This is a genomic window from Nocardia sp. Root136, assembly GCF_001427185.1.
Lineage (GTDB): Bacteria > Actinomycetota > Actinomycetes > Mycobacteriales > Mycobacteriaceae > Nocardia > Nocardia salmonicida.
Window position 1 is genome coordinate 139,923 of the sequence record NZ_LMFE01000004.1, and the last position, 13,798, is coordinate 153,720.

A 13,798-nucleotide genomic window follows, 5' to 3' on the forward strand; every position below is an offset into this window, starting at 1 on the left:
GCGGGCTCGGCGATCCGGCTGTAATCAGAAATGCGGCCCGAGGGGCAGAGAATGAGCGTGCCCCGCGGCGCGCGCGGGGATCGCGCTAGTGATTTCTCGATTGATTGCGACCGCTTGTAACGGGAAGCCATGAACAACAACGATATCCGGCAACCGGAGTTCACTGGTGGCCTGTCGCGGTTCTCGCTGGTCGGCGATGCCGCACGATCGCAGGAGGTGTTGCATTGTCTGTCGACCAACGCGACGGGGATGTCGCGACGGGCGCTGACAGCTCCGTCGTCGCGCATCACAGCGAGGCCGAGGCCGCCGAACGATTCGCTGTCCGCAGTGCCGCGGCGTTACTCGGCGCTGTGGGCATCGGTATCGGGTTCGGGGTGCTCACCGCACTGGTCCGGACGCGGTGGGAACCGATGCAGACCGCGGATCAAACGGTCACCGACCACCTGGTCGCCGTGGTGGCGGATAACAAGGCCCTGCAGAGCATAGTCACCGGCATCACCGAACTCGGAGCGACCAGCACGCTGGTTGTGGTGCTGACCGTCGCCACCATCTGGCTGCTGCTGCGTCGTCTCCCCCGACTTGCCGTCTACGTGGTGCTCACCGCCGCGGGCGGCCTGATCCTCAACCCGGTCGTCAAAGAGCTTGTCGCACGGTTACGTCCGGTGGTGGACGAGCCCGTCTACACCACGGACGGTTGGAGCTTTCCCAGCGGACACGCGATGAGTTCACTGGTGTGTTACGGCGTTGTGCTGCTGGTCTTCACGCCCACCTGGCAAGCGGGCGCACGCCGCGCGGCGACCGTGTTCGCAGTGGGGATCGTGATCGCCATCGGGGTGAGCCGGATAGCGCTCGGCGTGCACTACCTCACCGATGTCCTCGGTGGCTGGTTGCTCGGCACATTGTGGCTCGTACTGGCAACTGTCGCCTTTCACCGGTGGCGTCGCGACGCCCGGATCGACAGCACCGGCCCCCTACCCGGCGACGTCGCCCCGGCCGAAGAAGACGACTTGCGACCGGTCCCGGTTCAGCATCCGCCCACGCTGCCGCACCCATGGCGAGGGATCGGCGAGCTCGCGGTCGCGTGGGTGCTGCTCGTCGGTGGGCTGGTGGGAATCGGCAAACTGGTGCGGACCTTGGACACCGACACCGCTGTCCTGGGGTGGGATCACCGCGTCGTGGCGATGCTCGCCGAGCACCGTAATTCCACGCTCACGTCGATCCTCGGTGTGTTCGGCGAGATCGGAAATACTTTCGCGATCATCACGGTCGCTCTGATCGTCGCAGCACTCGCGGTGGGCATCGCGCGCAGCTGGCGACCGGTGTTGTTCCTCGGCATGGCGCTGCTGGGCGAGATCACGCTATTCCTCACCACCGCTGCGATCGTCGACCGGGACCGGCCCCGGGTCGCACACCTCAATCCCGACCTTCCCCCCACGGCCAGTTTCCCTTCCGGGCACGTCGCCGCCTCACTGACGCTCTACGCCGGCACCGCCGCGCTGGTGTGGGCCACCACACGCCGATGGCAGTACCGGGTCTTCGCCGCCGCGGCACTCCTGATTTCGGCGCTGGTAGCGGCGCAGCGACTCTATGCCGGAGCCCACCACCCCACCGACATCATCGGCTCGATCCTGCTGGCCTCGATATGGACCGCGATCGTCTGGTGGGTCGTGCGACCCGTCTCGACCGGCGATAGGTCGGCACTCCCACAGGCTCGGCTTGCCCGGCGCAGTTCATCCGCGAGCTGATCGTCGGCCGAATCGACCAGGGCCACCCCGACCAGCGCACGGTGACGCTGACGATGCTCTCGCGCCTGCACGACCTGCTGTCGCTGTTCACCCGCGACGGCCGGTCCAAGCTGGTGGAAGAATGCACTACCCGCTGACCGGGCGCCGCTGCGTCGGCCGAATCTACAGCGACTACGCAAAATTCGAACTCGGCGCCGCACAGGTCGGTGTCCGCGCGACCTACGGTATCTCGCTCGACGAATTACGGATCAGAACGGGAATACACTTCGCACACTGAGCACTGAGCACTGAGCACTGAGCACTTCAACCGAAACGTCAACCTCCTAATACGCGAGGCCATTACCAGCTGGCCTCGAGACTCGATTAGGTCTGCGCCACCACTGGTTTGATACCGTGCCGATCTCCGATAGTGGGATGCTCGATGGATGAGTGTGCAGAACTTCCGGGACGTGGCCACAACCCGATTGCGCGGGTTCGATGTTCAAGCCGTGGCGGATGAACCTGGGAGGCGGCGCGCGACAGTGGTGCTGTGTGTGCTCGAACATGACGGACAGCCCTGCGTGATCGTGATCAAACGCGCCTACCGCGGCCGCAACGCCGGGCAATGGGGACTGCCCGGCGGACGGGTCGACGGCGACGAGACCACTGTCGCGGCCGGCCTGCGCGAATTGCAGGAGGAGCTCGGCCTCGATGCCTCCCCCGCAGAGGTGCTCGGCCGGCTGGACGATTTCCCCGCGGCCTCCGGTTTCGCGATCACGCCGATCGTAGTGGCGCTCGACAACCCCGGCGTCCTCTCTCCCAACCATGAGGTGCACCAGGTGCATTTCGTTGCTCTCGATCGGCTCGCCGCCGACGGGGTTCCATACTGGGCCGATCAACCGGATGGAACCCGCCTGCTGCAGATGCGACTCGGCGATGCCATGACCATCCACGCTCCGACCGGCGCGATGCTGCTGCAGTTCCGTGATGTCGTGCTACTCGGTCGCGAGACCAGGGTCGCGGACCTGCTGCAGCCCGTGTGGACACATAGGTAGCCGGTGACGACGGATTCCACATCGGCAGGTTTCAATGAGGTTGAGGACCGGGTTGTCGGCTTGGCAAGTGAGTTTCCTTGGCAGTCAGGCGGTCTCGACGATCTTTCGGAACTGCGGCGTCGATCGAGCCTTCCAGCCCGTCGGTTGGGCAGCGCACGTTCGATTCCACTCTGACCACCGGTAAGAGAGGGTTTTCGGCGGGAAGCTATGGCCTGGTCACCGGCGTGACGATGCTGCTGGCCACCTGTGGGGCGATCATCGCGGGTTCGCCCACGGCGTGGTTGCTGGAACGCTACAGCTGGCGGGAAGTCTTCGCGGTCGCCGCGGTCGCCGGAGTTGTGCTATCGGTCGCGGTGGCTGCCGTGGTTCGTAACCGGCCGCCACACAGTCTCGTTGAGGCCGGCGTCCCGAGCGGTGGGGCGCGGGCAGGTCTGCGCACCGCCCTGCGGCGACGCGAACTGTGGCCGTTGCTGTTGGCGACGGTCGGCACCAACAGCACCTTCTACGCCTTCGCTGGACTGTGGGGCGTTCCGTTGCTCACCGAAACCCGCAGCCTGTCCAATACCGTTGCCGCCGCGTACACCACCGCCGCATTGGCTGTGTACGGCGTGGGTTGTCCGGCGATCGGTGTGTGGTCGGACCGGGTCGGTAGCGATCGCAGGCGCAGCGAGGGCTTCTCGGGGGATGTCGACGGGCTACCTGGACGGCAGGACGCCAATTCGGAAAGTCGATCGGCTCGTGCCTGTACATTCGCCAAACCGCGGAAGCCAGGAAGGCTTCCGCCTCCTTCTCCCCCACCGTCTGAAGCACAGGAATCGCGATGGGGCCGTCCTTTTCAAAGACCCCGGCTCGTTCATGGATGGGCGATCGCCAAGCGGACATTGCAGTAAAGAAGCGCACGTCGCCAAGCCTCGAGTCATGCCCCCGAGGCTTGGCGATGAAGGACTTCCGATGCGATCAGGGCACCCTCACAGAAGCCGGCGACGCCAGCACATGGTCCATGATCTTCCGCGAGGGCTTTGATGGAGGGAAACGTCGAGCTCAACCACCCGTCGCGCGGATCGATGGTCCCCGCCTAATGGTTCAGTTGAACGTGCAGCCGGTGATCGGCTTATCGGCCAGGCGATCGAGCAGGTAGGTGATCGCGTTGTCAGGTCCGAATCCGTCGATCAATTCGGGTCCGAAGTGATTCGGAATGGTCGCGCCGGAAAGGATCGGCGGCAGGTTATTGGTGCGGAAGGTGACCGTGGCACCTTTCGCGCACCAATCTTCGGCGAGTTGGCGAGCCTGGCCGTAGGGGACGGTGTCGTCGTTGAGGCCGCTGGTGATCAGCACCGGTGTCGGAGGAGCGACGCTGCCGATACGAAGTTCGGCGAGGGCGGGAGCGGCCTCGGGGATGTCGCGCAGATGTTCGATCAGTGGGCGGCCGTCGTTGGTGAGCGAGCTGGTTTTGAGGAACGGGTGTTTGATGATGATGTCGCCGACGCACTCATTGCTGAGGGTTTCGAGCATGGCTCGTCCAGCCGGGCTGGTCACACGGTCAACAGCCGCGTTCAGTTCGGGGTAGCGGGCGAGCAGTCCGTTGATGGCGAATCCGATGGCGCCGCCGATCAGGGCACCGTCGATACGGGCAAGGATCGCGGCGAGATCGGCGGTGGGTCCGCCTGCCCAAGTGCCCTTGAGATTGAGTTCAGGTGCGTAGCTGTCGTGCAGTTCCGCGGCACCCGCGGTGGCGCCGCCGCCCTGGGAGTAACCCCAGAGGACAAGAGGTGTTTCCGGCCCGACGCCGCCGAGGGCGTTGGCTGCGCGAGCGCCGTCGAGGATGGCGTGCCCACCTTCGATCCGATTGGCGAAGGTATGGATGCCCGGAGTGCCCAGACCGATGTAGTCGGTGACCAGGACGCGCGCTCCCAGTGCACTCCAGGCCGCCGAGGACGGCAGTTCCTGGTTGGCCGACAACGACAGCGAGGGATCGGCGGACAAGGTGAGGCCGGTGGAGAAGGCGACCGACATGGCGCACTGATCGCCTTGGCCTGCGGTACCGGGCCCGATGACGACGGTCGGGCGAGCCCCCGCGCCCTGCCATGGCCCCTGGGGCTCGATGTAGGTTCCGGTGACCGCGGCGGGAGAGCCGTCCTGATACTGCGTCGTGTACATGACACGCGTGGCATCGATGGGCCAGCCCGCAGCGGTAGGCGCCGTCGCGAGGATACTCATCGGTTCGGTCTTGACGATCGCGCCGGGCGTGCTAGAAATCTGCGCGGGCGGGGTGTAGAACGCGCTCACCGGAGCAGCGGCAGCTTGGGGTACGCCGATGCCTCCCACTGCTACGCCGATGGTGGCGACACACGCAGTGGCTACCGTCGCGGCCACCACCCGAACCGAACTGGGCAGAGCACTCGCCATCGAGCGCAACCCATGATTCCTACGCATTCAGATACTCCCCGTGGATTCAATTCGGCACCGTCGCCGAGTAACTCAGGTCTCGATTGACATCAGAGATGATGTTCATCACGTCAACGCGACTTCGGAACGGTAACATGGTTACTCATCAGTACGGAACCCCTCGTTCGACGCCGCGCCTGACGGCGTCACCGGGTGATGGCCAAGGCCCTCTCGACACCCCACCACGGCCGTGATCAAGACGCCCCCGGTCAGACCCCCACCAGCAAGGAACCTCCACCGATGCTCAGCGCCGAATACGCCAACAACTCCCCATCGGCGGCATCTGGGATCCGTTCCCGCCCCACCAGAACAACGGCAGCTACATCGCCCCTGCCGTCTCGTCGCCCACTTCCACAGGGGTAGGTGGCGAGGGCGTGGATCGCTCAGCGGCCAGGGCGAACTCGGGCTCAAGCGTGTTGCGGGCGGCGTTAATAATGCGTAGATACGCATATCTAAATTTATACATGCATTTACAGAGCTGTTCAGGCAGTCCAATGAGCCTGCTGCGACGAGTACATCCACTTGATGCCGAACCACAGCATCCGGCCACCACTGCCTGAACGGACGCGTCCGACATGACTGCCGCGCCACCGATATCCGCCAAAGTTCAGCGCACCGAAGAGAACAACATGCGCACGGACCGCGCGCACGTCTTCTTCTGGACCGAGCTCTGCATCGCCGCTGGCGTCAGCGGGGTCGGCAACGCAACACAAGCCGTCCTCCACACAACCGCCCTGACAGCAGTCGCAGCCGCCGTTGCTGTCATCCCTTACCCGGATCACACATCTGGGCCCGAGAGGCAACTACGGCGGAAGTTATGCTGGCGGCCGATAGGTCACTTCTCTAGCTACCGCTTCGTCGATCTGCTCAGGAGTCAGCAGACCCACCGTGTGTGAGACAGCCGCACCAGCAGCTGCGGTACGAATCGCGAGCGCTGCGGCTGAGACATCGTCCGGCACATCGCCGATAACGATTAGGTCGTCCTCGCCGAATGCGAAGTAACAAGCTTCTACTCGGCCACCGACGCTCTCCACCATCTCGGTGATGGCCGCACGGCGGGCACTGCCGCCCTCTGCGAGGAGGCCTTGCGCTCCCTCTTGAAGATAGCTGACCCGCCACATGTATTTCGGCATACTTACCAGCCTCCGCTGCTCAGGGCGATCTCGGCGAGACCGACCATACGGCCTCCCACCAAGAGACCATCCGGGGCACAGACACCGTCGTCGCTTTGATGCGGCAACGTAACCACGGCGATATCCGAAACCCTGAGCGCTGGCTACGAGACCCCCGACGATTCTGCAACCGAGCCCGGTGTCCGAGCCGAGTTGATCTCAGCAGCCCGGTTCCGTGTGTGACCTTTTTGAGCGTGACAAGCTGGTATTCAAGGTGATCTCCGGTGACGGCAGAGGCCCCGCCTCGGATGTCTCCGACGCGGGGCCTCAAACGAAAAGAGCTGCTACGAGCTACTTTTCAAGAACGCGACACTACTACTTCTGCGCGGCCTTGAACTCGCGGCGGCGCCGGTGCAGGATCGGCTCGGTGTAGCCGTTGGGCTGCGTGGTGCCTTCCAAGACCAGTTCCTTGGCGGCCTGGAACGCGATGTTGTCATCGAAGTTCGGGGCCAGCGGGCGGTAGGTCTTGTCGTTCGCGTTCTGGCGGTCGACGACCGGGGCCAAATGCGTTGTGTCATAAAGTAATTCGCGCTCGCTCGTGCTGCCACTCCGGCCCATGCCCGCTCGGCTGGGCAGCCGTCGAAGGGACGTCCCTGCGAGAGCAGCGTTGCGGCGAAAGCGTGAAGCTGGGGGCGATCACAGAGTCACAACCACATTCGTATCGGTTACATTCGGGCACAGGCCGAGGATTGCGCGAAATCCTTCCGCTATCGAACCGGTCATGGCAGCAAGATCCGGGACCGCTTCGACATCGGCATTGATCCCGACGCAGCATCGCTCTGCGTAGGACAGCAGGGTGATGTTAAATGCCGACCCGAGTGTCGGGCTGAAGGCGTAGTAACGCAGAATCTCCGCCCCTGCGACGAACAGTGGTACCGGGGATCCGATGACGTTCGAGCCGACGAAGTCGACGTGTTTGAGCATGCTCCCGAGTATCGAAGCCGGAAGAAGATTCAATGCACCGGCGATTATCGGTGACAACGCGATCGCAGGCTCGTTGCGCCACGTCTCGGTGGTGGAATGCACTCTGCGTACCAGCTCACCGGGGTCAGCGATGTCGGCAGGGAGCGCAAATCGTGCCAAGCTGATGCGGTTGCCACCCAGCGGGTCCGTCTCGGCACGTAGGCTGATCGGCAGCGTCACCCGCAGTTCGCTGATCTCGGTGCTGTGATGTCGGTGATACCTCGCCATTCCCAGCAGGACGGCAGCCAGAAACGCGTCGTTGATCGAGCCGGCGGCGGCTGCGGCCGCCTGAGCCACCGCCCCCACCGGCACGTCGAGTACCGCGCAATGGCGCCGCGTGCTGCGTTCTGTCATCACAGGCGACAGCGTCGAGACGACAGGACGCGCAAGGCGCACCGTTGAGCCGGCAACCGCCGAGGCCTCACGACACGCGGAACCCGGATCGCGCATCACCCGAACACTGTTCCGGCCCAATGCGTTCGCCGCCCTCCGGGCCACGTCTTCCATTGTCGACCGATACCAGGAGAGGCAAGACGGCGAAGGCAACGAATCTCGGTGTGCCAGCGGCGACTCAGGGAACCCATCGCCCGCGTTCCGGACCCCCTCCCGGGTCAGATCCACGATCTCCCGGGCAATCTGCATACCCCCGACTCCGTCGGTGAGCGAGTGATGCACTTTCATCACCAGGACGGACCTCCCTTCGTGCAGTCCATCGAGAATCGTGAACTCCCAGAGCGGGCGATCCTTGTCGAACGCGGCCATCTCGGCTGTACGGACGAAGTCGAGAACCATATCCCACGTACCGGGTTCGGTCAGGGTGTAGCGACGAAGGTGCCAACTGAGATCGAAATCCTGATCGTCCACCCACCTCGGCGGGGCAAGGCCTTTCGAGTCCTCCACCTTTCGCCTGAAGAGAGGAACCAGGTCGACCGCCCGGTGCATCATGTCGACGAATCGGGACTGATCGGGACTGCGGTCGAGCAACGCGACCGCGACGATGGTCGAGCGGAGAATCGGATCTTCCTCCATCCGCCACGACATGAAATCGGTCTGGCTCATATATCTCTGATTCGCGTTGCTCACATCGGTCAACTCGTTCCTCGATGGGCCTGCTGTCAGATTGTCGTCGCGCTGCCCCAGTCCACCTCACGAGGTTGTCCGGGATGATGCCCACGATCAGCAGTCTCCAGAACGCGACGGCCTCCTCATTCCTGGTCAGCGGCATCATCGAGGTGATCCGCTGTACTACATCCAGTATCTGCCTCCGCGACCGATTTTTCACAATGTCTTTCGACCATTTCGGACCTCGACACGGGGCTTGCGCCATGTGATTGAATATCAGTCTCCGGAAGACGCTCCGGCTTCGGCGGTCACCGGAGTCAGTACCGCGATCGCACTGGCGAGGGCGAGTACAGGCCACACGAGACGACGCCGGGCCGCGGGCCACACGCTGCATACGGCGAGCAGGCCAGCGGTCAACCGAGCCAAGACCACGATGAAATGGACGAACAGTACGTGCGCGGGCAACCCGCCGACCGTAGACACACCTCAGTATCCTGCAGAGTCCCGTGAAAGCACTCTGAGCAAGGCGCCGAAATCCTCGCCGAAATCCAACGGTCTGTGACCGTTTTTGTGACCGGTTCGAGCGCGACGAGCCGGTATCCACGGTGATCTCCGGTGACGGCAGAGGCCCCGCCTCGGATGTCTCCGACGCGGGGCCTCAACTCGATATCACTACTTCTGCGCGGCCTTGAACTCACGACGACGCCGGTGCAGGATCGGCTCGGTGTAGCCGTTGGGCTGCGTGGTGCCTTCCAGGACCAATTCCTTGGCGGCCTGGAACGCGATGTTGTCATCGAAGTTCGGGGCCAGCGGGCGGTAGGTCTTGTCGTTCGCGTTCTGGCGGTCGACGACCGGGGCCAGGCGCAGCCAGTTGGCGACCAGCTGGCTCGAGATGCGCAGGGTGGCACGGTCTTCCATCAGGCCGATGTCGTTGATGTCGGGCACCTTGGAGCAGCCGACACCGTGATCGATCCAGCGGACCACGTAGCCCAGGATGCCCTGGGAGTTGTTGTCCAGCTCCTGACGCTTCTCCTCGTCGGTCCAGTCGGTGGACTGGGCGAGGGGGATCTCGAGGATCTGGTCGACGGTGGCGCGGGGGCCGCCCTTGGCGATCTGCGACTGCTGCTTGAACACGTCCACCAGGTGGTAGTGGGTGGCGTGCAGAGTGGCGGCGGTCGGCGAGGGCACCCACGCGGTGTTGGCGCCGGCCTTGGGGTGGCCGATCTTCTGCTCGAGCATGCCTGCCATCAGGTCGGGCATGGCCCACATACCCTTGCCGATCTGCGCCTTGCCGGGCAGACCCTTGGCCAGGCCGGTGTCGACGTTCCAGTCCTCGTAGGAGGTGATCCAGGTCTGGGCCTTCATCTCGGCCTTGCGGACCATCGGCCCGGCCTCCATGGAGGTGTGGATCTCGTCGCCGGTGCGGTCGAGGAAGCCGGTGTTGATGAACACCACGCGGTCCTTGGCGGCCTCGATCGAGCCGGCGAGGTTGACCGTGGTGCGGCGCTCCTCGTCCATGATGCCGACCTTGAGGGTGTTGCGGGTCAGGCCGAGGACGTCCTCGATCCGGCCGAACAGCTCGTTGGTGAACGCGGCCTCGTCGGGGCCGTGCATCTTCGGCTTCACGATGTAGACCGAGCCGGTGCGCGAGTTGAGGCGAGTGTTGTCACCGTTGAGCGAGTGCACGGCGATCAGCGAGGTGATCAGGCCGTCCAGGATGCCCTCGGGGACCTCGTTGCCCTCGGCGTCGATGATCGCGTCGGAGGTCATCAGGTGGCCCACGTTGCGCACGAACAGCAGCGAACGACCGTGCAGGACCAGCTCGGAACCGTCGAGTGCGGTGAACACGCGGTCGGGGTTCATGGTGCGGGTGAAGGTCTTGCCGCCCTTGGAGACTTCCTCGGCCAGGTCGCCCTTCATCAGGCCGAGCCAGTTGCGGTAACAGACGACCTTGTCGTCGGCGTCGACCGCGGCGACCGAGTCCTCGAAGTCCATGATCGTGGTGAGCGCGGACTCCAGGACGATGTCCTTGACACCGGCGGTGTCGGTGGAGCCGATCGGCGAGTCGGCGTCGACCTGGATCTCGATGTGCAGCCCGTTGTGCTTGAGCAGGATCGAGGTCGGGGCCTCGGGATCGCCCAGGTAGCCGACGAGCTGCGACGGGTCGGCCAGGCCGATGTCGGTGCCGTCTTCCAGGCCGATCTCGAGCTCGCCGTCGACGATCTTGTAGTACGACGAACCGATGTGCGAACCGGTGATCAGGGTGACGGCGTCGTCGAGGAAGTTACGGCCCCACTCGATGACCTTGTCGCCGCGCACGCGGTTGTAGCCGCTGCCCTTCTCCGCGCCGTTGGCCTCGGGGATGGCGTCGGTGCCGTAGAGCGCGTCGTAGAGCGAGCCCCAGCGCGCGTTGGCGGCGTTGATCGCGAAGCGCGCGTTCATCACCGGCACCACGAGCTGCGGGCCCGCGGTGGTGGCGATCTCGGTGTCGACGTTGCCGGTGCCGATCTGGAACGGCGCGGGCTCGGGCCGCAGGTAACCGATCTCGGTCAGGAACTGCTTGTAGGCGGCCTTGTCGTAGCCGGTGCCCGGGTTCTCGCCGTGCCACGCGTCGAGCTTGCCCTGGAACTCGTCGCGCTCAGCGAGCAGAGCGCGGTTGCGCGGGGCGAGGTCGTTGATGATCTGCTCGGCGCCTGCCCAGAACGCGGCGGAATCTACGCCGGTACCGGGGAGCGCCTCGTTCTCGATGAAATCGTGGAGAACGCTCGCCACCTGGAGCCCGCCGACCTGAATCCGCTCTGTCATCTACTGCCTCACTTTGGTGAAAACCGGGTGGGATAAGTCGATGTCATGTTACCCGTGGGTAGAGGTGACACCTCGTGTGGGTTCGAACGCCCTGCGGGCTCCGTCCATTCCGCCACGCCGAGCCGCCGAGGTCGGGGGCATGGGCGCGGCGGATCACCCCTTGATTGTAGGTGCGGGGACAATTAATGTACTGATCGGAACATTAAGTCGGGAGCCGGACCGAACGGAGGCGCCGTGACAACCGAACCGGTATCCCCCATGCGTCGTCGCGGACGTCCCCGGGCCACCGAGCGCGCGGACACACGGGAGCGGATCCACGACGCGGCACTCGAGCTGTTCGCCGAACGCGGTTTCCATGCCACCGGGGTCGCCGAGATCGGTGCGAAAGCCGACGTCCAGCGGGGTGCGCTGTACTACCACATCGGCTCGAAGGAAGACCTGCTGTGGGCGATCCTGCGCGACTACACCCGACTACTGCTCGCCGACGCCGAACGCATCGTCGAGGCAGGCGCCGACCCTCTCGAGACCGTGCGCCTGCTGATTCGCAGCCATGTCGAACTGATCATCACGCACCGGCGCGCGGTGGCGGTACACCTGCGCGACGCCGACGCGCTCACCCGCGAACACGCGGTCGTCCTGCAGCAGCTGCGCGACCGGCTCCAGCACCTCTGGCAAGACGTCATCGACGCGGGCCACGCGGCCGGGCAACTGCGCACCGCCGACCACATCGTCACCAACGGCATGCTCGGCATGCTCAATTCCCTCGGCTACTGGTACCGCGAGCGCGGCACCCACTCCCCTGCCGAGATCGCCGACATCCTCACCGACACCGTCCTGTCCGGGCTACGCGCCACCGGCGACAACACGAAAGGCTGACCATGGCTTGGGATTTCGAGACCGATCCGGAGTACCAGCGCAAGCTCGACTGGGTGGCGGAGTTCGTCCGCACCGAGGTCGAGCCCCTGGATCTGCTCTACCCCAACCCCTACGACCGGAGCGACCCCGAGATCCGGGCGCTGATGCGGCCGCTGCAACAGCAGGTCAAGGACGCGGGCCTGTGGGCTTGCCACCTCGGTCCCGAGCTCGGCGGGCCCGGGTTCGGTCAGCTCAAGCTGGCACTGCTCAACGAAGTACTCGGCACCTCGATGTGGGCACCGCTCGTCTTCGGTTGTCAGGCACCGGATTCCGGTAACGCCGAGATCCTGGCCCATTTCGGCACCGAGGAGCAGAAGGCGAAATATCTGCAGCCCTTGCTCGACGGCGAGATCGGCTCCTGCTACGCGATGACCGAGCCCACCGGCGGCTCGGACCCGACCGCGTTCCGGACCACCGCGGTGCGCGACGGTGACGAGTGGGTGATCAACGGCGAGAAGTGGTTCAACTCCGCCGCCGAGTTCGCCACCTTCCACATCGTGATGGTGGTGACCGATCCCGAGGCCGAACCCCACCAGCGGTTGTCGATGTTCATCGTCCCCGCCGATGCACCCGGCCTCGAACTGGTGCGCAACTTCACCGTGCCCGGGTTCAGCGAACACGAAGCACACCTGCGATTCACCGATGTCCGGGTGCCCGCCGATCATCTGCTCGGTGCCGAAGGCGCGGGGTTCGTCGTCGCGCAGACCCGTCTGGGCGGCGGCCGGGTGCACCACGCGATGCGCACGGTCGCGTTGGTACGCAAGGCCTTCGACATGATGTGTGAGCGCGCGGTCTCACGTCCGGCCCGCAAGGGCGTGCTCGGCGGCTTCCAGATGACCCAGGAGCGCATCGCCGACAGCTGGATCCAGATGGAGCAGTTCCGGCTGCTGGTCCTGCGCACCGCCTGGCGGATCGACCAGGCCCAGGACTACCGCGCCGTCCGCAAGGACATCGCCGCCATCAAGATCGCCATGCCGACCGTCATGAACGACATCGCCCGCCGCGCACTGCATCTGCACGGCGCGATGGGCGTGAGCACCGACCTCCCCTTCCTCGACATGACCACCTACGCCGAGGTCATGGCCATCGCCGACGGCCCCACCGAGGTCCACAAGATCACCCTCGCCAAGGAAGTGCTCAAGAATTACACACCGGCGGATCCGGTGTACCCCAGCGGCTTCCGACCCAAGCTCATCGAAGAAGCTCGCGACCTCGTCGCCCGCCGCCTCGAACGCGAGGTCGGCAACCTCTGATCGTGGGCCACCGAGAAGTTCGGACGGTCACCGGCGAGGGTCGATGTGTGGACTCAGTCCACTCGGCGCACGCCGGTGGTGTCGGCGGTGACCACCGCACCGGACCGATCGCGGGGAGACAGCTCGGCGAGCTGTCTCCCGTCACGGTCCACCAGTGTCGAGCGGGGTTCGTCTTCGGCGAAGGCATGGCGTTCTCCCCACTGCCGTAGCGTGACGATGGTGGTGAACAGGTCCTGCCCGGCGCGAGTCAGCTCGTAGACGTGACGCTTGCCGCACGGGGGTGGCGCTGGTGCGGAGGATGCCGTCCTCGACGAGTCGGCGGAGTCGGTCGGCGAGGATGTTGCGCGCGATGCCGAGCTGCTGCCGGAACTCGGTGAGCGAGGCCGGTCCGCGCCGGATTGTTC

11 protein-coding genes and 1 pseudogene are annotated in these 13,798 nt (G+C 64.9%); 6 read left to right on the top strand and 6 right to left on the bottom strand.

Annotated features, from left to right (window positions below):
* Nucleotides 1-224 precede the first annotated feature (224 nt).
* The 3 genes from ASD42_RS16470 to ASD42_RS16480 all read left to right on the top strand — a co-directional run bounded on the left by ASD42_RS16470 (nt 225) and on the right by ASD42_RS16480 (nt 3,669).
* Nucleotides 225-1,745, top strand: coding sequence for a phosphatase PAP2 family protein (locus ASD42_RS16470; protein WP_056817618.1), 1,521 nt, complete (start codon nt 225-227; stop codon nt 1,743-1,745).
* A gap of 425 nt (nt 1,746-2,170) precedes the next feature.
* Nucleotides 2,171-2,779, top strand: a complete 609-nt coding sequence (locus ASD42_RS16475) for an NUDIX hydrolase (protein ID WP_056817620.1) — start codon at nt 2,171-2,173, stop codon at nt 2,777-2,779.
* Nucleotides 2,780-2,856: 77 nt separating this feature from the next.
* Complete coding sequence (locus ASD42_RS16480; protein ID WP_268793528.1) at nt 2,857-3,669, top strand: MFS transporter; 813 nt, start codon at nt 2,857-2,859, stop codon at nt 3,667-3,669.
* Between the two features lie 193 nt (nt 3,670-3,862).
* Here ASD42_RS16480 and ASD42_RS16485 read toward each other — a convergent pair whose 3' ends face one another.
* The 6 genes and pseudogenes from ASD42_RS16485 to ASD42_RS16510 form a co-directional block, all read right to left on the bottom strand.
* Nucleotides 3,863-5,185, bottom strand: coding sequence for a lipase family protein (locus ASD42_RS16485; protein ID WP_439956246.1), 1,323 nt, complete (start codon nt 5,183-5,185; stop codon nt 3,863-3,865).
* Between the two features lie 854 nt (nt 5,186-6,039).
* A complete protein-coding gene (locus ASD42_RS33865; protein ID WP_063005758.1) occupies nt 6,040-6,357 on the bottom strand; it encodes a GYD domain-containing protein in 318 nt (105 codons plus the stop codon).
* Between the two features lie 354 nt (nt 6,358-6,711).
* Nucleotides 6,712-6,900, bottom strand: a pseudogene (locus ASD42_RS16495) (hypothetical protein); the annotation flags it as partial.
* Between the two features lie 132 nt (nt 6,901-7,032).
* Entirely contained in the window at nt 7,033-8,451 is a 1,419-nt protein-coding gene (locus ASD42_RS16500) for a wax ester/triacylglycerol synthase domain-containing protein (RefSeq protein WP_056817628.1), read from the bottom strand.
* A gap of 246 nt (nt 8,452-8,697) precedes the next feature.
* Nucleotides 8,698-8,886, bottom strand: a complete 189-nt coding sequence (locus tag ASD42_RS33870; RefSeq protein ID WP_063005754.1) for a hypothetical protein — start codon at nt 8,884-8,886, stop codon at nt 8,698-8,700.
* Between the two features lie 207 nt (nt 8,887-9,093).
* Nucleotides 9,094-11,226, bottom strand: coding sequence for a malate synthase G (locus ASD42_RS16510; protein ID WP_056817632.1), 2,133 nt, complete (start codon nt 11,224-11,226; stop codon nt 9,094-9,096).
* A 258-nt stretch (nt 11,227-11,484) separates the two neighbouring features.
* Between ASD42_RS16510 and ASD42_RS16515 the strand changes: the two genes are divergently transcribed.
* The 3 genes from ASD42_RS16515 to ASD42_RS34425 are packed head-to-tail and all read left to right on the top strand — an operon-like array spanning nt 11,485 to nt 13,603.
* Nucleotides 11,485-12,102 carry a TetR/AcrR family transcriptional regulator gene (locus tag ASD42_RS16515; RefSeq protein WP_056817634.1) on the top strand — a complete coding sequence of 206 codons (618 nt, stop codon included), beginning with the start codon at nt 11,485-11,487 and terminating at the stop codon, nt 12,100-12,102.
* A 2-nt stretch (nt 12,103-12,104) separates the two neighbouring features.
* Nucleotides 12,105-13,394, top strand: coding sequence for an acyl-CoA dehydrogenase family protein (locus ASD42_RS16520; protein ID WP_056817637.1), 1,290 nt, complete (start codon nt 12,105-12,107; stop codon nt 13,392-13,394).
* A gap of 47 nt (nt 13,395-13,441) precedes the next feature.
* Nucleotides 13,442-13,603, top strand: coding sequence for a hypothetical protein (locus ASD42_RS34425; RefSeq protein WP_156677489.1), 162 nt, complete (start codon nt 13,442-13,444; stop codon nt 13,601-13,603).
* Nucleotides 13,604-13,798: the final 195 nt, after the last annotated feature.